This window comes from Streptomyces sp. NPDC013187, assembly GCF_042899705.1.
Taxonomy (GTDB): Bacteria; Actinomycetota; Actinomycetes; order Streptomycetales; family Streptomycetaceae; genus Streptomyces; species Streptomyces hawaiiensis_A.
On record NZ_JBIBAF010000012.1, the window covers coordinates 165,265 to 188,802 of the forward strand.

At 70.7% G+C, this 23,538-nt stretch carries 24 protein-coding genes and 1 pseudogene; 10 read left to right on the forward strand and 15 right to left on the reverse strand.

Annotated features, from left to right (window positions below):
- Positions 1–71: 71 nt before the first annotated feature.
- Entirely contained in the window at positions 72–716 is a 645-nt protein-coding gene (locus ACFY5B_RS26055) for a TetR family transcriptional regulator (protein WP_389973172.1), read from the reverse strand.
- Between the two features lie 172 nt (positions 717–888).
- Here ACFY5B_RS26055 and ACFY5B_RS26060 point away from each other — a divergent pair, with 172 nt between their 5' ends.
- A complete protein-coding gene (locus tag ACFY5B_RS26060; RefSeq protein WP_389973175.1) occupies positions 889–2,115 on the forward strand; it encodes an acyl-CoA dehydrogenase family protein in 1,227 nt (408 codons plus the stop codon).
- A gap of 9 nt (positions 2,116–2,124) precedes the next feature.
- Here ACFY5B_RS26060 and ACFY5B_RS26065 read toward each other — a convergent pair whose 3' ends face one another.
- The 8 genes and pseudogenes from ACFY5B_RS26065 to ACFY5B_RS26100 all read right to left on the reverse strand — a co-directional run bounded on the left by ACFY5B_RS26065 (position 2,125) and on the right by ACFY5B_RS26100 (position 9,848).
- Positions 2,125–2,649 carry a cupin domain-containing protein gene (locus ACFY5B_RS26065; RefSeq protein ID WP_389973178.1) on the reverse strand — a complete coding sequence of 175 codons (525 nt, stop codon included), beginning with the start codon at positions 2,647–2,649 and terminating at the stop codon, positions 2,125–2,127.
- Positions 2,650–2,656: 7 nt separating this feature from the next.
- Positions 2,657–3,586, reverse strand: coding sequence for a cytochrome P450 (locus tag ACFY5B_RS26070; RefSeq protein ID WP_389973181.1), 930 nt, complete (start codon positions 3,584–3,586; stop codon positions 2,657–2,659).
- A pseudogene (locus ACFY5B_RS26075) lies at positions 3,583–4,680 on the reverse strand (type III polyketide synthase); the annotation flags it as partial. The gene ACFY5B_RS26070 and the pseudogene ACFY5B_RS26075, both read right to left, overlap by 4 nt.
- A 205-nt stretch (positions 4,681–4,885) precedes the next feature.
- The gene (locus tag ACFY5B_RS26080; protein WP_033307522.1) at positions 4,886–5,122 is read right to left on the reverse strand and encodes a DUF6213 family protein; all 237 of its coding nucleotides are present in this window, start codon (positions 5,120–5,122) and stop codon (positions 4,886–4,888) included.
- Between the two features lie 25 nt (positions 5,123–5,147).
- Complete coding sequence (locus tag ACFY5B_RS26085; RefSeq protein WP_389973184.1) at positions 5,148–6,533, reverse strand: NADP-dependent succinic semialdehyde dehydrogenase; 1,386 nt, start codon at positions 6,531–6,533, stop codon at positions 5,148–5,150.
- A 76-nt stretch (positions 6,534–6,609) separates the two neighbouring features.
- Positions 6,610–7,068, reverse strand: a complete 459-nt coding sequence (locus tag ACFY5B_RS26090; protein WP_389973187.1) for an NUDIX domain-containing protein — start codon at positions 7,066–7,068, stop codon at positions 6,610–6,612.
- Positions 7,065–8,603 carry an ATP-dependent DNA ligase gene (locus tag ACFY5B_RS26095; RefSeq protein WP_389973190.1) on the reverse strand — a complete coding sequence of 513 codons (1,539 nt, stop codon included), beginning with the start codon at positions 8,601–8,603 and terminating at the stop codon, positions 7,065–7,067. The genes ACFY5B_RS26090 and ACFY5B_RS26095 overlap by 4 nt, the downstream gene beginning before the upstream one ends.
- Positions 8,604–8,870: 267 nt before the next feature.
- Positions 8,871–9,848 (reverse strand): NAD(P)/FAD-dependent oxidoreductase, encoded by a 978-nt coding sequence (locus tag ACFY5B_RS26100; RefSeq protein ID WP_389973192.1) that lies wholly within the window; start codon positions 9,846–9,848, stop codon positions 8,871–8,873.
- Positions 9,849–9,925: 77 nt separating this feature from the next.
- Between ACFY5B_RS26100 and ACFY5B_RS26105 the strand changes: the two genes are divergently transcribed.
- From ACFY5B_RS26105 to ACFY5B_RS26125, 5 genes are all read left to right on the forward strand, one after another.
- A complete protein-coding gene (locus ACFY5B_RS26105; protein ID WP_389973195.1) occupies positions 9,926–10,498 on the forward strand; it encodes a helix-turn-helix domain-containing protein in 573 nt (190 codons plus the stop codon).
- A 149-nt stretch (positions 10,499–10,647) separates the two neighbouring features.
- On the forward strand, positions 10,648–11,613 hold the full coding sequence (locus tag ACFY5B_RS26110) for an NADPH:quinone oxidoreductase family protein (RefSeq protein WP_389973198.1): 966 nt from the start codon (positions 10,648–10,650) through the stop codon (positions 11,611–11,613).
- Complete coding sequence (locus tag ACFY5B_RS26115; RefSeq protein ID WP_389973201.1) at positions 11,610–12,827, forward strand: acyl-CoA dehydrogenase family protein; 1,218 nt, start codon at positions 11,610–11,612, stop codon at positions 12,825–12,827. The genes ACFY5B_RS26110 and ACFY5B_RS26115 overlap by 4 nt, the downstream gene beginning before the upstream one ends.
- Positions 12,806–13,906 (forward strand): acyl-CoA dehydrogenase family protein, encoded by a 1,101-nt coding sequence (locus ACFY5B_RS26120; protein ID WP_389973204.1) that lies wholly within the window; start codon positions 12,806–12,808, stop codon positions 13,904–13,906. The genes ACFY5B_RS26115 and ACFY5B_RS26120 overlap by 22 nt, the downstream gene beginning before the upstream one ends.
- 202 nt (positions 13,907–14,108) lie before the next feature.
- On the forward strand, positions 14,109–14,996 hold the full coding sequence (locus ACFY5B_RS26125; protein WP_389973207.1) for a phosphatidylinositol-specific phospholipase C/glycerophosphodiester phosphodiesterase family protein: 888 nt from the start codon (positions 14,109–14,111) through the stop codon (positions 14,994–14,996).
- 208 nt (positions 14,997–15,204) lie between these two features.
- On the opposite strand, the gene ACFY5B_RS26130 is transcribed toward ACFY5B_RS26125, so the two are convergent.
- The gene (locus ACFY5B_RS26130; RefSeq protein WP_389973210.1) at positions 15,205–15,534 is read right to left on the reverse strand and encodes an ankyrin repeat domain-containing protein; all 330 of its coding nucleotides are present in this window, start codon (positions 15,532–15,534) and stop codon (positions 15,205–15,207) included.
- A gap of 178 nt (positions 15,535–15,712) precedes the next feature.
- Between ACFY5B_RS26130 and ACFY5B_RS26135 the strand changes: the two genes are divergently transcribed.
- The 4 genes from ACFY5B_RS26135 (at position 15,713) to ACFY5B_RS26150 (ending at position 18,444) form a co-directional block, all read left to right on the forward strand.
- The gene (locus ACFY5B_RS26135; RefSeq protein WP_389973213.1) at positions 15,713–16,165 is read left to right on the forward strand and encodes a hypothetical protein; all 453 of its coding nucleotides are present in this window, start codon (positions 15,713–15,715) and stop codon (positions 16,163–16,165) included.
- Positions 16,132–17,196 (forward strand): hypothetical protein, encoded by a 1,065-nt coding sequence (locus ACFY5B_RS26140; RefSeq protein WP_389973216.1) that lies wholly within the window; start codon positions 16,132–16,134, stop codon positions 17,194–17,196. The genes ACFY5B_RS26135 and ACFY5B_RS26140 overlap by 34 nt, the downstream gene beginning before the upstream one ends.
- Entirely contained in the window at positions 17,171–17,860 is a 690-nt protein-coding gene (locus ACFY5B_RS26145; RefSeq protein WP_389973219.1) for a glycine-rich domain-containing protein, read from the forward strand. The genes ACFY5B_RS26140 and ACFY5B_RS26145 overlap by 26 nt, the downstream gene beginning before the upstream one ends.
- A 389-nt stretch (positions 17,861–18,249) precedes the next feature.
- Positions 18,250–18,444 carry a hypothetical protein gene (locus ACFY5B_RS26150; RefSeq protein ID WP_104782004.1) on the forward strand — a complete coding sequence of 65 codons (195 nt, stop codon included), beginning with the start codon at positions 18,250–18,252 and terminating at the stop codon, positions 18,442–18,444.
- Positions 18,445–18,446: 2 nt separating this feature from the next.
- Here ACFY5B_RS26150 and ACFY5B_RS26155 read toward each other — a convergent pair whose 3' ends face one another.
- From ACFY5B_RS26155 to ACFY5B_RS26175, 5 genes are all read right to left on the reverse strand, one after another.
- On the reverse strand, positions 18,447–19,679 hold the full coding sequence (locus ACFY5B_RS26155) for a phosphodiester glycosidase family protein (protein WP_389973222.1): 1,233 nt from the start codon (positions 19,677–19,679) through the stop codon (positions 18,447–18,449).
- A gap of 127 nt (positions 19,680–19,806) precedes the next feature.
- The gene (locus tag ACFY5B_RS26160; RefSeq protein WP_389973225.1) at positions 19,807–20,979 is read right to left on the reverse strand and encodes an NUDIX domain-containing protein; all 1,173 of its coding nucleotides are present in this window, start codon (positions 20,977–20,979) and stop codon (positions 19,807–19,809) included.
- A gap of 3 nt (positions 20,980–20,982) precedes the next feature.
- Positions 20,983–21,381, reverse strand: a complete 399-nt coding sequence (locus ACFY5B_RS26165) for a luciferase family protein (RefSeq protein WP_389973228.1) — start codon at positions 21,379–21,381, stop codon at positions 20,983–20,985.
- A 118-nt stretch (positions 21,382–21,499) separates the two neighbouring features.
- On the reverse strand, positions 21,500–22,099 hold the full coding sequence (locus ACFY5B_RS26170) for an N-acetylmuramoyl-L-alanine amidase (RefSeq protein WP_389973231.1): 600 nt from the start codon (positions 22,097–22,099) through the stop codon (positions 21,500–21,502).
- A 225-nt stretch (positions 22,100–22,324) separates the two neighbouring features.
- A complete protein-coding gene (locus ACFY5B_RS26175) occupies positions 22,325–23,533 on the reverse strand; it encodes an ROK family protein (RefSeq protein ID WP_389973234.1) in 1,209 nt (402 codons plus the stop codon).
- Positions 23,534–23,538: the final 5 nt, after the last annotated feature.

Genomic DNA, 23,538 nt, shown 5'->3' on the forward strand with positions numbered 1-23,538 from the left:
CTGTGTTCAATATGCGGCTCCGCCGCGTGGGCGCGACCAGCCCCCACCGGCCCGCACACGACTCGCGAGGGTCAGAACCCGGGACCCCCCACCCGATCCCCCGCAGCAGCGAGCCGCCCCCACAACAGATCAGCCAGACTCCGCACCAACTCCGCACGAGAACACGGCCGTTCTCCCAGCCACCAGTCCCCGGCCGCATGCATCATGCCGACGATCCCGTGCCCCCACACGCGAGCCAGCTGCTGCCCGCCCGGCCCGAGATCCAGCCGCTCCTCGATGACCTGCGCCAGTTCCTCACCCATCCGCCGCAGCAACGGCGCACTGTGCTTGCCGACGTCGAAGCCCGAATCGCCCGGCTGGCTCCCCTCGGCCGGATGCATCAAGAACCGGTACACCTGGGGCCGCGCCTCGATCGCCGTGAGGTACGTGTCCAGCGTCGCCTCGACCCGCTCCCGCCGGTCCGCCGGCGCGTCCAGCGCCGCCCGCAGCGAGTCCAGCAGGGCGTCCGTGTGCCGCATGGCAAGGGCCGCGTAAAGTCCGCCCTTGTCGCCGAAGTGCCGGTAGAGAATCGGCTTGGTGATGCCGGCCTCCGCCGCGATCGCGTTCATCGAGGCCTGCGGTCCGTCGCGCAGCACCACCCGGTCGGCGGCCTCCAGCAGCTCACGCCGGCGGCGGTCGGCGGACCGTTGCTGATCGGTCCGCTGCGTGGTGTCCATGGTCTCTCCCCACCCGTGCTGTTTCCATGACGCCTGCGAAAACTAACACTGAAGCGTGCCCCCGACACCGAACGGGTGCCGACCGGTCGGTAGGAGTTGACTTCGACTACCCGCCGGTAACAGACTGGTGTTACCGCAAGTAACATGCACGTGTGCCGCTGGAGGGGACGACATGGCCGAGTTCACCATGGAGCTCAACGACGAACAGAAGGAGGTCCGGGACTGGCTGCACGGCTTCGCGGCCGATGTGATCCGCCCCGCGGCCGCCGAATGGGACGAGCGTGAGGAGACTCCCTGGCCGGTCATCCAGGAGGCCGCCAAGGTCGGCATCTACTCCCTGGACTTCTACGCCCAGCAGTACTTCGACCCGACCGGTCTCGGCATCCCCATGGCGATGGAGGAGCTGTTCTGGGGCGACGCGGGCATCGCCCTGTCCATCGTCGGCACCGGCCTCGCCGCCGTCGGCGTCCTCGCCAACGGCACCGAGGAACAGATCGGCACCTGGATCCCGCAGATGTACGGCGACGCCAACGATGTCAAGGTCGCCGCCTTCTGCTCCTCCGAGCCCGACGCCGGTTCCGACGTGGCCTCCATGCGCACCAGGGCCGTGTACGACGAGGCCAAGGACGAGTGGGTGCTCAACGGCACCAAGACCTGGGCGACCAACGGCGGCATCGCCAACGTCCATGTCGTCGTCGCGGTCGTCGACGCCGAGCTCGGCTCCAAGGGGCACGCCTCCTTCATCGTGCCGCCGGGGACGCCGGGTCTGTCCCAGGGGCAGAAGTTCAAGAAACACGGCATCCGCGCCTCGCACACCGCCGAGGTCATCCTCGACAACGTGCGCGTTCCCGGCTCCTGCCTGCTCGGCGGCAAGGAGAAGCTCGACGAGCGGCTCGCCCGCGCCCGGGAGAAGGCCCGGCAGGGCGGGGAGCGCGTGAAGAACGCGGCGATGGCCACGTTCGAGGCCTCACGCCCGGCGGTCGGCGCCATGGCCGTCGGCACGGCCCGCGCCGCCTACGAGGTCGCCCTCGACTACGCGAAGACGCGCGAGCAGTTCGGCCGGCCGATCATCGACAACCAGGGCGTCGCCTTCCAGCTCGCCGACATGCGGACGTCCATCGACGCGGCCCGGCTGCTCGTGTGGCGCGCGTCCTGGATGGCGATCAACGGCAAGCCGTTCACGGCGGCCGAGGGTTCGATGTCCAAGCTCTTCGCGAGCGAGACGGCCAAGAAGGTCACGGCCCAGGCGATCCAGATCCTCGGTGGCAACGGCTACACCCGGGAGTACCCGGTGGAGCGGATGCACCGGGACGCGGCCATCTACACCATCTTCGAGGGCACGAGCGAGATCCAGCGGCTGGTCATCGCCCGGACCCTCGCCGGCGTGCCCATCCGCTAGCTGTATTGATCACGAGCGGTGCCGGAGCGGCGTCAGCTGCTCGATGTCGTAGCGCGCCCGTAGGTCCGCGATCGCCGCCTGGTCCGGCGGGCCCCCGCCGCCGAGGATCTCCAGCAGTTCCTCGAAGTACCGCTCGTGGTCGGGCGGCGGGCTCGCCTGGAAGAACACCTTCGCCGGTGTGTCGGTCGGGTTGGCGAACGCGTGCGGGCATCCCGGGGGCACGGCGATCACCGTCCCGGGCGTCGCTCGCACCACCCGGTTGCCCGAGGTGGACTCCCACGTCCGCCAGTTGTCGGGTGTGCGGATCCGCGGCTCGAAGGCGAGGACGTCCAGCTCGCCCTCGAGCACGTAGAACAGCTCCTCGCTGCGGCTGTGCACATGGGCGCCGACGTCGAAGCCCGGGGGCACGACCACCTCGAAGGTGGATGCCGTGCGGGAGTGCGCGCCGGTCACTTTGAAGGTGACGCGCTGGGCGGGGGTCTCCATGATCCGGCCGTGGCCGGGTGGGACGAGCAGCCCTTCCGTCGCCGTCATCGCCGGATCACCAGGTCACGGGCAGGGACTCGGGCCCGCGGAGCCGGGTGCCCGTCCTGAGGGGCAGCTCGTCGGCGGGCACGGAGAGCCGAAGGCCCGGTACGCCGTCGAGGAGCGCATCGACCAGGAGCTCCGACACCATCCGGCCCGGCAAGCCACCGGGCCAATGGTGGGGGCCGCAGCCGAAGGAGACCCGCGGGTCCGGGCCGCGACCGAGTCGGCTCGCCCCCGGGCCGGGGAAGACGTCCGCGTCGCGGTGGGGGAGTCGGCGCAGCAGTTCGGCGAGGGCCCGGGGACGGATCTCCGGTTCCGCGCGCAGCCGTTGGGCGAGGTCGGGCCGGGTCAGCAGGACGGAGAACAATCGGACACTCTGGTCGGTGACCGCCTCGCCGCCGATCTGGAGGAGGACCGCGAGGGAGACCGCCTCGTCCGGGCTCACCTCCTCCCGGCCCACGGCGGCCCCGAGCAGGGAGCTGACGTCCTCGCCGGTGCTGCCCTCGCGCAGGCCGATGAGATCGGAGAAGTAGGAGCCCAACTCCCTCTGGGCCTTCTCTCCGGCCTCGGCGCCGTGCGAGCAGGACACGATCAACCGGGTCCAGGCGTGCATGCCCTGCCGGTCGGCGGGCGGGACGCCCATCAGCTCGCACATCACCGCACTGGGGAAGGGGCTGAGCACGGCCTCCGTCAGATCGGCGGGCGGGCCGTCCTGCAGCAGCTCGTCGACCAGTTCCGCCAGCATGCGCCGGCACCGCTCACGCACCCGCTCCACCCTCTGCGCCGTGAACGCGGCGGCGACCGCGCGGCGCGACCGGGTGTGGGCCGCCGGGTCCAGGAGGCGAGTGGCGTCACCACCCGGGTCGGAGTCGGCGTCGTCCGGGCAGGGCGCGGGCCGGTCCGGGACCGGGATCAGGTCCTCGGCGATCGTCTCTTCGCTCATGTCACCTCGTCTCGTCCGCACTGTGCCGGCGGCCCGTCGTCCCCGCCGTGCCAGCGGCCCAGGGCCATCTCGGCGGTGATGCCGGGCCCGAAGCCGGCGAGCAGTCCGCGCGCCCGGTGCTCGGGGCCGCCCTCGTCGAACAGCCGGCGCAGGGCGTCGAGGACGACGGCGCTGGCGATGTTGCCGTACTCGGTGAGCGTGGCCCGGCTGAACCGGAAGGCGTGCGGGTCGACGTGCAGGAAGGTGCTGAGGTCGTCGAGGATGCGGGGGCCGCCCGCGTGGACGATGTAGAAGTCCAGGTCGGAGGCGTCCCACCCGTGGTCCCCGGCGAGGTCCTTCAGCACCGGTGCGAGCGGCTCCATCGTCGCAGGGACCCGCCTGTCCAGCAGGAAGTGGAAGCCGGTCGCCTTCACGTCGTACGTGATCCAGCCCTCGGTCTTGGGGATCAGATACGAGCCGTTGCGCTCCAGCCGGACGCCCTCGCCGCCCCGGCCGCGGACCGCGGCGGCGGCGATGCCGTCACCGAACAAGCCGTTCGACAGCAGCGAGCCGACCCCGATGTCGGTGGGCTGGTAGCACAGCGAGCAGAACTCGCACGCCACGATCAACGCGTTGGCCTCCGGGTAGGCCGTGCAGAAGTCGTGAGCCCGGTTGATGGCCGCGCCGCCGCCCGCACAGCCGAGCTGGGCTATCGGCAGCTGCCGGGTCGTCGGCTCGAAACCCATCTCGTTGATCAGCCAGGCCGTGAGCGAGGGCATCATGAAGCCCGTGCACGACACGTAGACGATCAGGTCCACTTCACAGGCGAGCAGTTCGGCGTCGTCGAGCGCCCGCTGGACGACCGCGGGCACCCGGGCCTTCGCCTCGGCCTCGTAGAGCTTGTTGCGCTCCTCGAACCCGGGGTGCTTCAGCGTCTCCTCGACGGGCTGCACGATGTGCCGGGTGCGCACCCCGGTGTTCTCTATCAGCCGGAGGGCCAGCGGCAGTTGGGGGTGCCCGGCGTGGCGCTCACGCGCCAGCTCCAGGGTCTCCTCCATCGTGATCACGTGCTCTGGAACGGACACCGAGGGTCTGCACAAAGTCGCCATGAGCCGCGCCTGCTTTCGCCGCCCGGAAGGCTCTTCGCCCCCCGGTCAGAAGGTGGTTCACCGCAAGGGTGGTCCACTCACGATCACCCGCCGGTCCGCCGACTTCGCGCGGAGCTACTCCGTACCGGGGACGCCGTGTTCCGCACCCGGTCGAGTCAGGTGCCTTGAGGGCGCGGGGAAACCGCACGAGCACCCCACGCGCCCGCACCCCTCAGGTGGCGGTCCCACTGCTGTGCGCGATACAGGCCACGTCGATCCGGTCGGCCAGCTTGGCCAGCTCGATGGCCAACTCGGCGACCGTGTCCTCGTCCAGCCCCGACTCCCCGCCCTCCACGAGCCGCACCCACCGACCCCCCACCGTCCGCAAGAGCTTGCTGACATCCGCCGCAGCCACCTGCAGGGTCCCGCGGTCGTCGACGATCAGAGGCAGAGTCACTTCGCGGTTCACAGACGGGATCGTAGCCCCGCAACACTCACGCACCATGCCAAACAGTGGTGATGTTGCAGAACTCGCGGATTCCGTGCCCGGACAGCTCACGTCCGTACCCGGACCGCTTCACACCGCCGAACGGGAACGCCGGATGCGACGCGGTCATGCCGTTGAAGAACACCCCGCCGGCCTCCAGGTCACGTACGAACCGGTCCACCTCTCCCTCGTCCCGCGTCCACACGTTCGAACTCAGTCCGAACGGGGAGTCGTTCGCGATCAGCACGGCCTCGTCCAGGTCGGCCGCCCGGTACAGCGTCGCCACGGGCCCGAACGCCTCTTCCCGGTGGATCCGCATCTCGCGGGTGATGCCAGCCAGGATCGTCGGCGTGTAGTACCAGCCAGGCCCGTCCGGCCGTTCGCCACCGCACAGCACCTGGGCCCCGCTGCGCACCGCGTCGTCGACCAGCTCTTCCAGATCGCGCAGTCCCTGCTCGCTGGAGAGCGGGCCCACCTGGGTGTCGTCGGCCATGGGGTCGCCGACCTTCAGCGCCTTCATGCCCTCGGCGAACCGCTCGGCGAAGGCGTCGTAGACGTCCGTGTGCACGATGAACCGCTTCGCGGCGATGCAGGACTGCCCGGTGTTCTGCACCCGCGCGGTCACCGCCACCTCGGCGGCCCGGTCGACGTCGGCGGACGGCATGACGACGAACGGATCGCTGCCGCCCAGCTCCAGCACCGTCTTCTTGATCATTTCTCCGGCGGTGGAGGCGACCGCTCGGCCCGCGGGCTCGCTGCCGGTGAGTGTGGCGGCCTTGACCCGCTCGTCACGCAGGATCTCGTCGACCGCTGCGGAGCCGATCAGCAGGGTCTGGAAGGTGCCCTCCGTGAAGCCCGCACGGTGGAAGAGGTCCTCCAGGTAGAGGGCGGTCTGCGGGACGTTCGAGGCGTGCTTCAGCAGTCCCACGTTGCCCGCCATCAGCGCGGGCGCGGCGAACCGGACCACCTGCCAGAGCGGGAAGTTCCACGGCATCACCGCCAGCACCGGGCCGAGCGGCCGGTAGCGCACCCGTACGCGTGAGGCGCCGGAGTCCTTCACGTCGGAGTCGGCGGGCTCCTCGTCGGCGAGCAGTTCCTCGGCGTGGTCGGCGTACCAGCGCATCGCCTTGGCGCACTTCGCCGCCTCGGCGCGGGCCTGCTGGATCGGCTTGCCCATCTCGGTGGTCATCACGCGGGCGATGTCCTGCTGGTCCTCTTCGAGGAGGTCGGCGGCCCGGTGCAGCAGCCGGGCGCGCTCGTCGAAGGTCGTCGTCCGGTACGTGCGGAACGTGGCCTCCGCGAGCTGGAGCCGGCGCTCGATCTCCTGCTCGTCCATGGCCTCGTACGTCTTGAGCGTCTCGCCGTTCGCCGGGTTCACCGTTGCGATGGGCATGACCGACCTCCCTCGGAGCGGGCTGTGTCTCGACCTTCCCGCGCGGCGGAGGGGACCGCAACGCGGGAGTGTCTCCTCAGGGCGAGTGCTCCGCCAGCCGGTCGAGAAACGCCGCCTGCGCCTTGACGATCACGGCACGGGCTCTTTCCAGGCCGAACCAGGCCACCCGGTCCAGTTCGGGGAACTCCTCCAGCCGTCCGGACCTCGGCGGCCACTCCATCCGGAAGGTGCCGGGCGTGATCGTCGCCGGGTCGAGGTCCGCCCGGACCGCCCAGGCCGTGACGACCTTGCCGTTGGTCTGCCGGACCTCGCCGAGGTCGATGGCCTCCCCGTCGGGCGGGGGCAGCCCCAGTTCCTCCTGGAACTCGCGGCGGGCGGCCTCCCAGGCGGGCTCGTCCGGCTCGTACTCGCCCTTGATCACGGTCCAGGCCCCGGCGTCGCGCCGGGCGAAGAACGGGCCGCCCATATGGCCGAGCAGCACCTCGACGCCGTCGTCGGCTGGGTGGAAGAGCAGCAGACCGGCACTGCGCTTCACGGCTTCACCTCCGGGTGCGCGGCGAGCAGCGACTCGACCGTGTCGGCGTCCTCGGGGCGCTTGTCCTCCCGGTAGCGGATCACGCGGGCGAAGCGGAGGGTGACGCCGGCCGGGTAGCGGGTGGAGCGCTGCAGTCCGTCGTAGGCGATCTCGACGACGAGTTCCGGGCGGACGGTCACCACGTAGTCGTCGGTCTCGACGGCGAGCTGCTGGAGCCGCTCGGTCTGCCAGGTCAGCATCGCGTCGGTCATGCCCTTGAAGGTCTTGCCGAGCATGGCGAGGCCGCCGTCGGCGGTGCGGGCGCCGAGGTGGAGGTTGGAGAGCTTGCCGGTGCGGCGGCCGTGGCCCCACTCGGCGGCCAGGACGACCAGGTCGAGGGTGTGGACGGGCTTGACCTTCAGCCAGGACGCGCCGCGCCGCCCCGCGCTGTAGGGGGCGTCGAGCGCCTTGGCGACGACGCCCTCGTGGCCGCGCTCCAGCGTCTCGGCGAGGAACTCCTCCGCCGCGGTCGTGTCGTCCGGGCCGGACACCAGCGTGCGCCGCACCCGCATCGGCTCGGGCACCAGCCGGGCCAGCTCGGCGTGCCGCTCGGCGAAGGGCAGGTCCAGCAGGTCGTGGCCGTCGACGGACAGCGCGTCGAAGAACACGGGGGAGACCGGCACCGCGCGGGCGGCCGTCGCCACGTCCGTGCGGGAGCCGACCCGGCCGGCGGTCTCCTGGAACGAGCGGGGGCGCCCGTCCTCGTCGAAGGAGATCACCTCGCCGTCCAGGATGAACCGCTCGCCCCGCAACTCCAGCGCGGCGGCCGTCACTTCGGGCAGGCGGTCGGTGATGTCGTCGAGGGTGCGGGTGTAGAGCCGCACGGTGTCGCCGTCCCGGTGCACCTGGACGCGGATGCCGTCCAGCTTCTCCTCGACCGCGCAGGCGCCGAGCTTGTCCACCGCCTCGGCCACCGAGGAGGCGCTGTGCGCGAGCATCGGCCAGACCGGACGGCCGACGGTGAGACGGAACCGGTCGAGGGCGGTGGGGCCGTCCGCGAGCAGGGCCTGCGCCACCGCTTGGAGGGAACCCGCGAGCATCACGGCTCGCCGCACGTCCGCGGACGGCGTCCCGGTCGCCTGCGCCAGCCCCTCCACCGCCACCGCGTCCAGGGCGCCCTGCCGGACCTCCCCGGTGAGCAACCCGAGCAGGAACCGCTGCTCGTCCTCGGTGGCGGCGCCCATCAACTCCCCGACCAGCCGGGTCCGTTCCGCCTGGGAGCCGGGGCCGGACACCTTGGCGAGTTCCGCCAGCCGGGCGTCGACCTCCCGCACGGTCAGGCCCGGCTCGGCCGCCGGGTCGACCGGGCGGCTCAGCACCTTCCAGCCGACGCCGATCCGACCCTGCGGCAGCCGTCCCGCCAGGTACGGGATGACGATCGGCACGTCCTCCGCCTCCGCGTCCCGGAAGAGCTCCGCGAGCAGGGCCGTCTTGCGGGACCGCGCCGAGGTGGCGGCGACCTCCTGGGACACTCGGGCCAGCCGGTGCAGCAGCATGCAGCCATGGTGCACCGGAGGCGGGGCCTCTACACCTGGGCGGTCGTGCCGGGGGCGATGGTGGGGGCCTTGGCGGGGCACCGACGCCTCTACGGGGCGACCGCACGGGCCTCCGGCGACGTGCCGATGTTCCTACGGGCCCCCGGCGGCGTGCCGATGTTCCTACGGGGCGCCCGGCGGCGTGCTGATGTTTCTACGGGGGCCCCGGCGGCGTTCCGATGTCTCTGCGGGGCGACCGCACGGGCCCCCGGCGACGTGCCGATGGCTCTATGCCCGGGCGACCGCGTCCAGGTCGGTCATCAGCAGGTCCCCGACGATCGCCGACGCCGCCCGGTATCCGCCGCTCGCCGCGTGCACGACCTGCTCGGCGAAGCCGATCGCGTTGCCCGCGGCCCACACGCCCGGCACGGTCGTCAGCCCGGTGGGATCGACCACCGGATACGCGCCGAACGGCGTCTCGTGCAGCTCGGCGCCCAGCCGCTCCAGCAGGCCGGTCTGCGGAACGGCCCGTGGCGCGAGGAAGAGCACCGAGCGAGGATGCGTCGTGCCGTCCGCGAGCCGGACGCCGGTGAGCCGGTCGTCCTCGATCACCAACTCCGCCACCTCCCCGGGCACCACCTCCACCCCGGCCGCGGCAAGCCGGCGCAGATCCTCGTCGGACAGTTCCTCCTCGGCGACCGTGTGCAGGAAGAACCGCACGTCCTTCGACCACTGGGACACGATCAGGACCTGGTGCACACTCGCCGGACCGGTGGCCAGCACCCCGAACGGCTGGTCGCGCACCTCCCAGCCGTGGCAGAACGGGCAGTGCAGCACGTCCCGGCCGAACCGCTCGGCCACCCCGGCGACCGGGGGCAGCTCGTCCTTCAGCCCGGTCGCGACGACCAGCCGCCGGGCCCGCACGGTCCGGCCGCCGGCCAGCACCACGGTGAAGTCCTCACCCTGTGCCACGGTGAAGCCCTCACCCTCCACCCCGGTGAGGTCCTCACCTCGCGCCACATCCACCACCCGGTCCCGCACCAGCTCCACGCCGTAGCGCGCGATCTCCTCCCGGCCGAGCGCCAGGAACTCGGCGGGCGGCATGCCGTCCCGCGTCAGGTAGCCCTGCATGTGCGCGGCGGGCGCGTTGCGCGGCTCGCCCGCGTCGACCACCAGCGTGCGGTGCCGGGCCCGCCCCAGCACCAGCGCCGCGGCCAGGCCCGCCGCACCCCCGCCGATGACCACCACTGCGTACTTCTCGGTCATGTGACCACCTCCGCTGCCGAGCGTCGCCCCGGCCCTGCGGGATTGACAAACCTCTTTGCCGAACCTGCAATACGTCCATGACGACGGATGAGGTACTCGCGGGAGTGGGCCCCCGGCTGCGGCAGATGCGCAAGGACCGGGAGGTGACCCTGGCGGCGCTCTCCGAGACCACCGGCATCTCCGTCAGCACCCTCTCGCGGCTGGAGTCCGGCCTGCGTAAGCCCAGTTTGGAACTACTGCTGCCCATCGCGCGCGCCCATCAGGTGGCGCTGGACGAACTGGTCGGGGCCCCGCCGGCCGGTGACCCGCGGGTGCGCTCCAAACCGATCGTGATGGGCGGCCGCACCCACTGGCCGCTCACCCGCCAGCCCGGTGGCCTGCAGGCCTACAAGGTCCTCGAACCGAAGCGCAGGCAGGAGCCGGATCCCCGGACGCACGAGGGCTACGAGTGGCTGTACGTGCTGTCCGGGAGGCTGCGCCTGGTGCTGGGCGAGCACGACGTGGTGCTCACGGCGGGGGAGGCCGCCGAATTCGACACCCGGGTGCCGCACTGGTTCGGGTCGACGGGGGAGGGGCCGGTGGAGTTCCTCAGCCTGTTCGGGCCGCAGGGTGAGCGGATGCACGTGCGGGCGCGGCCGAAGGGCGCGTGACACACGGGCAACCTCCGGGCGGGAGAAGGACACGTGGCCCAAGCGCTCCGTGCGGGATTTGCCCGGCACCTGTTCCCTCATGGGCAAGCGACCGCTTAGTATGCGAACCGACCCCGGTCAGACACAGCAGTCCCCCGTGGAGGCCCCGCATGCAGGCATGGCAAGTGCACGAGAACGGCGAGCCGGGCGAGGTGATGCGGCTCCAGGACGTGGAGCCGCCCACCCCCGGTGACGGCCAGGTCCTGCTGAAGGTACGCGCGGCCAACATCAACTTCCCGGACGCCCTGCTCTGCCGCGGCCACTACCAGGTCAGGCCGCCGCTGCCGTTCACTCCGGGCGTGGAGATCTGCGGCGAGACCGAGGACGGCCGCCGCGTCATCGCCAACCCGGCGCTGCCCCACGGCGGTTTCGCCGAGTACGCAGTCGCGGACGCCGCCGCGCTCCTGCCCGCGCCCGACGCCCTCGACGACGCCGAGGCCGCGGCCCTGCACATCGGCTACCAGACCGGCTGGTTCGGTCTGCACCGCCGGGCCGGTCTGGAGGCCGGCGAGACCCTGCTCGTCCACGCTGCCGCCGGAGGGGTCGGCAGCGCGGCCGTGCAGCTCGGGAAGGCCGCCGGCGCCACCGTCATCGGTGTCGTCGGCGGCCCCGGGAAGGCGGCCGTCGCCCGAGAGCTGGGTTGTGACGTCGTGATCGACCGGCGGTCCGAGGACGTCGTCGCCGCCGTCAAGGAGGCCACCGGCGGCCGGGGCGCCGACGTCATCTACGACCCGGTCGGCGGCGAGGCCTACGCGCAGTCCGCCAAGGTCGTCGCCTTCGAGGGGCGGATCGTCGTCGTCGGCTTCGCGAGCGGCACGATCCCCAGCCCCGGCCTGAACCACGCCCTGGTGAAGAACTACTCGATCCTCGGCCTGCACTGGGGCCTGTACAACACCAAGAACCCCAAGCTGGTCCAGCACTGCCACGAGCAGCTCACCGAGCTGGCCGCCCGCGGCGCGATCAAGCCGTTGGTGAGCGAACGCGTGCCGCTCGCTGGGGCGGCGGACGCCGTACAGAAGGTGGCGGACGGTGTGACCACCGGCCGGATCGCGGTCGTCATGGAGGAGGCGGCATGACCGACGCCGAGGAACTGCGCACCCGTACCCGGGGGTTGCTGGCCGCCCATCCGCCCGCCTCCACCGACCGCCTGGACTTCCTGCGGGCCCGCTTCGACGCGGGACTCGCCTGGGTTCACTACCCGGAGGGCCTCGGCGGGCTCGGTGCTCCCCGCTCCCTGCAGGCCGTCGTGGACGCCGAGCTGACCGCGGCCGGGGCGCCCGACAACGACCCCCGGCGCATCGGCATCGGCCTCGGCATGGCCGCGCCGACGATCCTTCAGTACGGCACCGAGGAGCAGAAGCGGCGCTTCCTCAGGCCCCTGTGGACGGGTGAGGAGGTCTGGTGCCAGCTCTTCAGCGAGCCCGGGGCCGGGTCCGACCTGGCCGCGCTGGGCACCCGGGCCGTACGGGAGGACGGGGGCCCCTCCCGCTCGAACGAAGCCGAGAGTGGGGGAGCCTGGGTCGTCAACGGGCAGAAGGTATGGACGTCCAGTGCCCATGTGGCGCGCTGGGCGATCCTCATCGCGCGCACCGACCCGGAGGTGCCCAAGCACCGGGGCATCACGTACTTCGTGTGCGACATGACGGACCCGGGTGTCGAGGTGCGGCCGCTGCGGCAGATCACCGGCGAGGCCGAGTTCAACGAGGTGTTCCTCACCGACGTCCGCATCCCGGACACGCGCCGCCTCGGCGCGGTCGGCGAGGGCTGGAAAGTCGCGCAGACCACCCTGAACAACGAGCGCGTGGCCATCGGCGGTATGCGGCTGCCCCGCGAGGGCGGCATGATCGGCCCGATCTCGAAGACCTGGCGCGAGCGGCCCGAGTTGCGCACCCACGACCTGCACCAGCGGCTGCTGAAGCTGTGGGTGGAATCCGAGGTCTCCCGCCTCACCGCGGAGCGGCTGCGTCAGCAGCTCGTCGCGGGCCAGCCCGGCCCCGAGGGCGCCGGCATGAAGCTGGCCTTCGCCCGCCTCAACCAGGAGATCAGCGGCCTGGAGGTGGAACTCCTCGGCGAGGAGGGCCTGCTCTACGACGACTGGACCATGCGGCGCCCGGAGCTGGTCGACTTCACCGGCCGTGACGCCGGCTACCGCTACCTGCGCTCCAAGGGCAACAGCATCGAGGGCGGGACCAGCGAGGTCCTGCTGAACATCGTCGCCGAGCGGGTCCTCGGCCTGCCCGCCGAGCCGCGCACCGACAAGGACGTCGCATGGAAGGACCTGGCCCGGTGAAGAACGAGCGCGACCTGTTGTACTCGGAAGAGGAAGAGGCGCTGCGCGCCGCCGTCCGCGACCTGCTGACCGACCACTGCGACGCCCCGGGCGTCATCGCCCGCACCGAGTCGGACACCCCCCACCACCTGGCCCTGTGGAAGGCCCTCACCGACGGCATGGGCCTGGCCGGCCTGCTGGTGCCCGAGGAGCTCGACGGCCAGGGCGCCACCCACCGCGAGGCCGCCGTGGTGCTGGAGGAACTGGGCCGCGCGGTCGCGCCCGTGCCGTACCTGACGAGCGCGGTCGTCGCCACCGAGGCCCTGCTGGCCTGCGGCACCGAGGACCTGCTCCGCGACCTCGCGACGGGGGCGACGATCGGCGCCCTCGCGGTCGCCCTGAACGCCGTGCCGGGCGCCGCCTACCGGGTCGTCCGGCACGAGGACGGGCTGCTGCAGGGCGAACTCACCGGCATCGCGGACGCCGCCGTCGCGGACGTGCTGCTCGTGCCGGCCGACGACGGCGGTCTGTACGCGGTCGACGCCACCGCCGCGACCGTCACGCCCCACACCTCCCTGGACCTGACCCGGCCGCTCGCGACCGTCACCCTCGACGGAGTGCCGGGCCGGCTGCTGGGCGACGCCGAACCCGCCGTACGCCGCGCCCTGCGCGCCGGCGCCGGGCTGCTCGCCTCCGAGCAGTTCGGGCTGGCCGAGTGGACGCTGACGGAGACCGTCCGCTACCTCAAGGAACGCAAGCAGTTCAACCGGCCCGTCGGCGGCTTCCAGGCCGTCAAGCACCGGCTGGCCCAGCTGTGGCTGGAGGTCGTCAACACCCGCGCGGCCGCCCGCAACGCCGCCGACGCCCTGGCGAACGGCGAGGACGTCGACGTGGCCGTCACCGTCGCCCAGGCCTACGCGGCACCCGTGGCCGTGCGTGCCGCCGAGGAGGCCCTGCAACTGCACGGCGGGATCGGCATGACGTGGGAGCACCCCGTGCACCTGTACCTCAAGCGCGCCAAGGCCGACTCGATCGCCTACGGCACGCCGGGTGCCCACCGGGAGGCGCTCGCCGCACTGGTCGACCTCCAGGCCCCCTGACGTTGCTCTTTCCAACTTCGGGAACTGCCGAGGGAATCCGGACAGGCCCGTCCCACCAGGGGCGGGCCTGTCCGTGCACGCCGGCCCGGGGAAGTGAACCCGTGGCGGCAGTCCGGCCAACTCCGTGCGCAGGCCTGCTCCTTGAGCTGTGCGGACCCCATACTCGCAGGGTCCCCGTACGGCATCTTCAGGGAGGCAGAGCATGGCCCTCACCACCCGTCGCACGGCCCTCACCACCCTCTGCGCAGCCCTCACGGGCTCGATCGCACTGCCCGCCGCCCCCGCACCGGCGGACGAACGCACGCACCGTCCCCGCCCGCTGTGGCGCGCCCACGCGCACAACGACTACGAGCACCCCCGCCCGCTGTTCGACGCCCTCGACCACCGCTTCGGCAGCGTCGAGGCCGACATCTACCTCGTGGGCGACCAGCTCCTCGTCGCCCACGACCCGGATGACCTCGACCCGTCGCGCACCCTCGAGTCCCTCTACCTCGGCCCGCTCGCCGCCCGCGTCCGGGCCCACCACGGCTCGGTGTACCGGGGATACCGCGGATCGCTGCAACTGCTCATTGACATCAAGACCGAGGGCGCCTCGACGTACCGCGCACTCGACCGCCGCCTCCGGCGCCACCGGCACCTGTTCACCACGTACACCCACGGCCGGGTCCACCGCGGTCCGGTCACCGCCGTGATCTCCGGCGACCGCGCCGCCCGGGCGCCCATGGAGGCCCAGACCGTCCGGCGCGCCTTCTACGACGGCCGCCTCGCCGACCTGGGCAGCCCGGCGCCCGCTTCCTTCATCCCGCTGATCAGCGACAACTGGGCGCTGAACTTCACCTGGCAGGGCGTGGGTCCGTTCCCCGACGCCGAGCGCCAGAAGCTGCGGGGCATCACCGAGGCCGCCCACAAGCGCGGTCAGCGGGTGCGGTTCTGGGCCACCCCGGACCTGCCCGGACCCGCCCGCGACGCGGTGTGGGGCGAACTGCTCACCGCCGGCGTCGACCACCTCAACACCGACGACCTCGCCGGCCTGGAGGCGTTCCTCGACGCCCGGCGGGCGGCTCAGAAGTCGTCTCATCTGGCTGGATAGGCCTGTGGCCTGTCGTGGGGATCGCTGAGCGGCTGTGCCGGACGAGTTGTGGGGGGCCTGACAGGTCCCAATCCTGTCGACCGGGGCACAAACGACTCGCAGTTCCACCTGATCACCGACCGGAACGGCCTGCCCCTTCCTGTCGGAATCTCCGGGGCTGGGGCCCTCGCCGTGCCGACGGCGTCTGCATGCCCACCTGCGACGATGCTTATCGGCGCGCGGTATCCGGCATGTGCCCGAGCAACAACTCGACCGCAAGGTCATGGCCGTAGTGAACGGCGAGGTCCATGGGCGTTTGCCCGTCAGGTCCTGGCAGTTGCGGGTCGGCACCGAAGGCCAAAAGCACAGCGGTGGTATGCGCCGTCAGCGGGTCACCGCACTGCAAGGCACCGTCACCTTCCACGTCAATGGCGTGCATCAGGAGCGTCATGTTGCCGCACACCTCGTCGGGGTCGACTCCCTTGGCCAGCAACTGAGCCAAAGCCCCTGCGTCCTCGTCCTCCACCGCTTGATGCGCTGGCGTCCAGATGCTCTCCACGGCGGCATTCAACCATTGCGGACACTGTCCGGCCAGCGCTCTTCTCAGCCTCCGCTCAGCAATTGAAATGAGCTGTTAGGGCCATGTGGCCGATCTTGTCTGGCGCGGCGGTTCTGAATCCCAGAGCATCCGTTGCACAATCGCAGCGTCCCCACCTTCGACTTCCCGGGAGATCGGCATGGCCAGCACAGGCTACTCACATTCCAAGATTCCAGTGAACCCATTGGTGGCCACGCTCATCGAGAAAGACGTGGGGAACAATGTAAGGATTATTCGGGGATTCGTCGGCCCGTCGGACGATGACGCCACTGTTGTCATCTACCAGCGTCTCGACCGCCTGTCTGACAAGGTGGAGATCCCGGAGGCTGACATCCTGCACCACGCCGAGGCGCCGCATTCCCCTTTCGGAGGCGTGATTCTCTGGGTCAAGAAGGATGCCGAAGTCCTCATCAATCGAGTCGAGGAATCAGAACCCTCGAACGGTCCCCTGAAGGGTGAGATGCGAGAATCCAGAAAGGGAAGACTCCGCATGCACGTTCGAGAACGCGATGTATGCACCTCGAATTGCGAGCCCTGCTATTCGCCGCCCTGCGATGTGTGCACGTCGTCCTGCTGGGTTCCGCTGCGGTGAGATTCGACGATCTGTGTACAGCACTGCAGGCACTCGAGTTCCCCTCGGACGGCGAGCGGGACCACCCGGAACTCCGAGCCGTTCTCGCTGCGAGATCGAGTATCCAGGATGCCGTCCTCGATGACGACTTCCTCGCGAGCTGCCTTCAGTTGGAATTGCAGCTGATCGAGAGAAATGACTTGCGGCCGGGATTGGTGCCGTTCTTCACAATGCCGGGGCTCGGGATTCGATTCGCTTTTGGGTACTGGTCCCCGGGAGGCTCGCCAGGGCCACACGAGCACACAGCTTGGACGATTACTGCAGTCTGCCGCAATCAACTCGAGGTGGTGACCTACGACCGCGAGGAATCTTATTCTCGTCGAGAGTTGGTTCCCAAGAATCGCTTTCCCGCCTCCGCCGGGAAAGTCGGCTACATCTACAAACCAAGCATCCATGCTCCGATCAATAATTCGTCGCGCTGGTCGCTTTCTTTCCATATGACCAGCCCGAGGGACGGCGAGGACCCGGGCGATGGATGCGGCGATCCCCTACCCGGCCTCATGGGGAAGGCGGGACTCGACCGGACGAACAGCGACCACGTCTACCGAAAGGTCATTGAAACGCGGCGACGGGTAAGGCGCCTTCGCGCCATCGGCAATATGCTTCCTTCCCTGAACAGTGCGAAAGCCTCGTCCCTTTCGGATAAATGTGCCGCTCTCGGTGGCTTCATGACCGAGATGCCTGAGTCTGGCAATCCGACCCGACACGGGTTTGCACTGGAACGTGTGCACACGGACCTTGAGCTGAGTTACCGCCTCGACGCCGGGATGGCGGTTCTCTGTGCGGAGACTCCGAGTGGCTCGTTCGAGGAACTAGCTGTCGACAGCCTCGGGTGCGAGGCGATCGCCTTTGTTTCCAAGGAGCAAAAGTTCACAATCGATGATATGCCGGGAAATCTATCTCCGGAAGAGCGCCTGCACATTGCAGACGCTCTGGTGGAGACTGGCCTGTACGTGAAAATTGGTGATGATTATGCATGCGCGTCAGATTGAGGTCGCATCGGACTCACGGCAGGTTTTCGGCGCCCTGTCCTACGAGGCTCCATTTGTTATCGAGAAGCTAGTCAAAGATCATATCGTAGACACGCCGGAGGAAGGTCAAGCGCTTTTTGAAGAAGTCAAACGATACCTCGTACTCGTAAGCGTGAGCGGTGGAACGCCGTGGCCTATGTACTCCCTGCGCGTCGACGAAGCATGGCATCAATTCATCCTCTTCACTCGGCAGTACATGGAGTTTTGTCATAAATATTTCGGTAGGTATATGCCTCACAGTCCGAGCAATTCTCCGACGGACGGCCGAGAGAAGCCGGCGACCGCAACATCATTCATGCTCTTCGCGGATCGTTACAAGGAGCTCTACGGTCTGCAGTTGCCGAACATCTGGCTGGACGCAGAGACTGTCACGATCCGTCGGCGGGTCATCAATGACAGTGTTGGGTCAGTCAGAGTCCGGGCAGACTTGGACATGGTGGACCTGCTGACTCCGAGCGGTGAAACTCTGTTTTCCGTCAACAGGCTTGCCGAGGATGCGCTGACATTCATCGCCCATACCGGCGCCTTCTACGTCAGAGAGCTGCCCGGTGACCTGAGTGATGATGAGAAGACGGCTCTTATTTCAGCCCTGATGGAAATCAGGATCCTCCGTCCAGCCTCCTGAGATGTCCTCACGCTCTCGAGCAGGAGCAACCAGACAGAGAGTCACGTGCGCTGCGGCCGCAGCCTCGGCCGCCTCCTCAGGGCGGCGGTCCTCCACGCGGCTGGGCAGCCACCGCTGGACGATCGAACGCACCATGCCCTGGCTCGCCGGATGCAGCCGGCCTCCTCCGCCGCTGCGAACGCAAAGCCGAACACCTCCTGGCCTTCGCCGGCATCGCCTGCACCCTCATCTGCTACCGCAGACACACCACATGAGATGACCTCTTGGAGCGACAGCAGGACACCACACGTTCGGCGGACAGGTCAGCCGCCCGAACGAACCCTCCGCTACGCCACACTTGCGGCCGAACGCCGTGAACCGGACATGGCGGCGTGGCGGAGGAGTTGACGATGGCCATTTCCATCTCTGTGGTGCTGCTGCTCGCGATCCTTGCGGTGATCTTCCTGCGCAACGGCGGGCTGAAGGTCTCCCACGCGCTGGTCTGCCTGCTGCTCGGCTTCTATCTCGCCAGCACCAGCATCGCCCCCACCATCCACAGCGGCATCACGGCGACGGCGGAGATCGTCAGCGGTCTGCGGCCCTGAGCTCAGCCCGAGAACACGCCGATGCCGTTCGGGACAAGGCGTTCGGCGCCGCCGCTGGGGTGATTGCGCACGGAGACCGCGCTCGCGCCCGGCTTCCGCGCGACCAGCGTTGACGATCCGCCACCGTCCAGGCTGAACGCGTCCTGTGCCCCCAGCTTCCGCATGGTGGCGGCGACTTCGGCGATCGTCAGACCGCTGCGGTAGGCGGCGGCGCCGTCCAGCGCGAGCAGCAGTACACGGCGCCCGTCGTCGGCGATCCCCACGGCCGTACGGACGGCCGAGGCCGTGTCGTCCAGCCCCGGCAACGGCTGTCCGTCCGAGAGCACCGGGTAGCCGCCGAGGGCGAGCCGGTACGCGACGCCGTCCGCCGCCACGAGGCTGTGCTCGACCTCGACCGGTTCGCCGGTGGAGAACTTGCGCAGCTGCTGGGCGCCCGCCTCCCGACCGACCAGCACGGTGGTCCCCGCGGCGATCGGGCCGCTGCCCGGAGTGTCGGCGGCCGAGACGACCATGCCGTCGCGGACCGTCACCTCGTAGGTGTCCGTGCTGCACGGGGCGGCACGATCCGTGTCGGTGCCGCAGGTGGCGCGCACCCGCGACACGCTGCCCCACTCGGAGGTGAACGCACCGACCGAACCCACCGGCAGCGCGTACTGATTGAGCCCACCGAGCGGCAGTCGCGCCCCGGCCGTACGGACCGAACCGGCCAGCGCCAGCCGGTCCAGCCGGGCCCGCCCGTCGGCGCCGACGCCGAAGACGTCCTCGGTGGTCGTGCCGGGCGGCAGCTCCGGCCCAAAACGCTGCCCCTTCGGCACGGCCGCCTTCAGCGTTCGCCCGGCCGCGATCGCCGGGCCCACACTCGCGCCGGTCGCCTCCACGCCTGGATGCTGCGTCTCGGTGATGTTGAAGAAGTCGCCGTTCACACCGGCGACCGCGCCCTGGGTGTCCGCCATCGCCGAGACCCGCGCACGGGCGGCCACGGCCCCCGGGTACAGCAGATCGACCCTTACCCCGGGGTTGCCCAGGTCGACCCTCAGCACATGTGCGTGCGTCACCCCCCTCGCCGCCTCGATGTCGAACTCCTCGTACGTCACACCCGGCGCGACCCGTCCGCCCTTCTGGACGGCACCGGCCGGAGCCGCCCCCGCCAGTCCCGCACCGACCAGTGCGCCGAACGCCGTGACAAACGCCAGTACCGCTCTGCCTGCTCCCCGTCGCCTGCGACGACCTGCCACCGTGCCCCCTGATGCCTCGTCAACTGTCGGGACCCTCAGAGGCAGTGCACCAGACGGCGCGGTCCGGCAGGGCGGCTGAGCGCGCACTACGCGGGAACGGCTGAAAAAACGCACCCCTCTGGGTGCCTCAGCTCTCACCCGTTCCGGTGTCGAACGGCGTGACATGCGCCGGCGTGTGGTCGATCGGCAGCCCGGGCCGCCACAGGGTGAGGGCCTGCGCGCTGCACACGAACAGCTGCTCCGGCAGCCGGTCCAGGGCGAACCACCGCCAGCGGCCCACGCTCTCCCCGGGCTGGTCAGACGGGTCGCCCCGCCAGGCGGTGACCCGGGCGGCCACGGTCATACGGACGACACCTCCCGCGTCGTCCAGCAGCGTCCCGAGCAGCCGGACGTCCCCGGGCCGCGCCACGAGCCCCGTCTCCTCGCCGAGCTCGCGCACGACCGTCTCCTGCAACGACTCCCCGGGCTCCACCGTCCCGCCGGGCAGCTCCCACGTCCCGCGCCGGTGCCTGCCCAGCAGCAGACCGCGCGGCCCGTACAGGACGGCACCCACGCCGAGCGCGGCGTGCACGGGCGGCGGTTTGTCGACGCGTGGCCGGGAGGACACCCGGACCGGCCGGGTCACCCGGAACAGCCGGTAGGAGGCCCGGTTGCCGTCCTCCGGAGTGTCGAGGACGTCGATCCCCTCCACACGCAGCCCGTACTCGGTCAGCAGCGCCGTCCAGAGCTCCGGGGCGAGCACCCACATATGGACGGTGACTTCCCCGCCCTCCGCCAGCCGCAGGATCTCCGGCCGGGCGGCGACCCGGTCCGACGGCCCGTCACCCCGGCTGTTGGTGTGCAGCACCGTGAAGCAGAACCTGCCACCCGGCTTGAGCGCTCCGGCCAGGACGGGCAGCAGCCGGTGCGGATCGATGTACGGGACGGCGTTGACGGAATAGACGACGTCGTACGGCTCGGCCGTGAGCAGATGTTCCACCGCGTCCGCGAGGACCAGCCGCAGCCCGGGCAGTGAGCCGTAGCGGGCACGGGCCCGCTCGTACTGCCCGGCCGACGCGTCGACCGCGTCCACCAGCGCCCCGTGGGCCCTCACCAGATGGGCGGCGTGCCGGGCCGGACCGCAGCCGAGGTCCAGCACCCGCCGGCCCGTCAGCTCCCCGAGAACCTCGCTCCCGGGCCCGCCGCCCGCGAACCCCCAGTCGATCCGGGCCGCCTCGGGCGGCACCGTGCCCCGTCGCAGATGGTGAGCTCCGTACGCGTCCCACGCCTCGGCGTTGACCACCTCCGGTTCTTCCCCCAAGGCTCAGCCACCCGCCACGGCGTCACGCGGCAGCACCGTGACCCGGTGGTAGTTGCACGTGGCGAGCCGCGGTCCGTCGTCGTCGGCCGGCGGGGTCTGGTGAGCCTTGAGGGCGATGCTCGTCAGACTCAGCAGCAGATCGACGTCCGCCTCGCAGTCGAGGTGGACCGTCACCCAGCACGATCCGGGCAGCAGGTGGATCGCGCTCGAACCGGCGAGGTCGTAGTGGAAGCGTTGTATGGCCCGGCGGGTGAGGTGAAGATCCACGTCCCGTGAGGAGTGGAAGTGGACTATCTCGTCACGGACGGAACGGAGAGCCCTTCCGGTACCGCAACTCGCCGGGCCCGCCTTGAGGTCGGGCCAGGCCTGCAGGCGCTCCATGGCGCGCTGGGCCAGAGTCATGGCCCCATCGTCGCCTGCTTACCGGTCCGCAACCAGAGGTTGAGCGATTTGTAACCGGGACGTGAGGTGGATGGCCGGAGCAGCTGCCGGGATTCCGGGCGGACTTGACGAGGGGGAATCAGGCGGACTTGACGAGTCTGAGGTAGCGCTTCCAGTCCCAGTGCCGGCCCGGGTCGGTGTGGTCGCTGCCCGGGACCTCGTGATGGCCGATGATGTGCTCGCGATTCCTCGGGATGCCGTACCTCCGGCAGATCGCCGCGGTCAGCCGGGCCGAGCGCTCGTACATGACGTCGGTGAAGTACCCGGGCCGGCTCACCCAGCCTTCGTGCTCGATGCCGATGCTGCGGGTGTTGTAGTCCCAGTTTCCCGCGTGCCAGGCGATGTCGGACTCCCGCACGCACTGTGCGACCCGCCCGTCGGAGGAACGCACGACGTAGTGCGCGGACACCCTCCTCCCCGGGTTGCGGAAGACGGACAGGGCGCCGGCGTAGGTCGTCTGCGCCACGTGGATGATCACGTAGTGCAGTGGATGGGCCCGTGGGCGGTTGGACGGCGTGTAGTTGCTGCGGCTCGCCGGTTGCCACGCCGCTCCGGGGTGATCGACGACGTGGGGCCGGGCGTGGGCCCGGGTGCCGGAGAGCAGGCCGGAGGGGAGGGCGGTGAGGGCGGCGCCCGCGAGGATGTGCCGCCTGCTGGGGAAAAGGGTGCTCTGTGGCATGGGTGGGTGCCTTCCGGCTCGACAGGAGGGTGTCTGGTGCGCAACTGCGCGGAGCTGCGGCCGTTGCGGTCGCGGCCCGCGTGATCAAGTTACGGCGCCTGGCGGCCGGCCCGGAGAGAGCGGCGAGATTCGGTGGACGGACCCCCTGTTGTGGACAACTCCCTCACCCGGCCGGGTGGTCAGGGCAGGAGGAGCCTTGCCCGTGACCGGTGGCGACGCGCGGCTTCAGGCCTGTCCGGCGAACGCCGCCGGGTCGTCCAGCACCGCCCGGATCACCGAATGGGCGGCTCCCAGCAGTGGCCCCTGAGGGCCCAGCCGCGACACGGACACGGGGCAGGCGGGGCCTGCCGTCCGGCGTGCGAGTTCGTCCTGCAGCGAGGGCAGCAGCCAGGGCGCGAGCCCGGACAGTTCGCCGCCCAGGACCACGCTCTCCGGGTCGAGCAGGTTGACCGCCCCGGTCAGGGCCACGCCCAGCGCCGTACCGGCGTCGCGCAGGGCACGCCGTACCTCCTCGTCGCCCTGCGCGGCGCGCCCCGCGAGCAGCCCGACCCTGTCCTCGCCGGGTTCCAGACCGGCCGCACGCAGCACGGCCTCCTCACCGGCGTACTGCTCCAGGCAGCCCCGCCCGCCGCAGGCGCACTCCGGCCCGTCCGGCTGGACCGGCACGTGCCCCAACTCGCCCGCGAAACCACGCGTTCCGCGCAGCAGCCCGCCGTCCACCACGACCGCCGCGCCGATACCGATCTCCGCCGAGACGTGCAGGAAGTCGCCGGGGGTGCCGTCACCCAGCCAGAGCTCGGCGAGGGCACCGAAGTTGGCCTCGTTGTCCACGGTCAGCGGGATGTCCGCGGGCAGCAGCGGGCCGAGGTCCGTGTCGAGCCAGCCGAGGTTCGGGGCGCGCACGACGGTCCGGGCGTCGCGCGCCACCAGACCCGGCACGGCCACGGCGAGTCCGGCCGGATACAGGCCCTCGCCCTGCGCCTCGTCGACGACCTGCCGGATCAGGTCGGTGAGCTCCGCGAGCACGGGCTGAGGGGAGCGGCCGCGGTTCGCTCCCTGCCGTATCGCCCGCGACCGGGTCGTGCCGCGCAGGTCGACGGCACAGGCCGCGAGATGGTCGACGCCCACCTCCGCGCCGATGCCGGCCGGACCGCGTCCGCTCACGGCGAGCGCGGAACCGGGCCGTCCCACCCGGCCGGGCCGCTCGGGCCCCAGCTCTTCGAGGAGCCCCGAGCGGACGAGCTCGTCGACGAGCGTCGAGACCGCCGCCCGGGTCAGGCCGATCCGCGAGGCGACGGCGGCCCGGGACAGCGGCCCCTCGGCGCGGACGGTGTGCAGGACGCGGGAGAGGTTGCGGCGGCGCATGCCCTGCTGGGTGTCGGGCAGGGCGCGTCCCGGCCCTGCGGGACGGGCCTCGTGCAGCGGTGCGGTCATGCCTG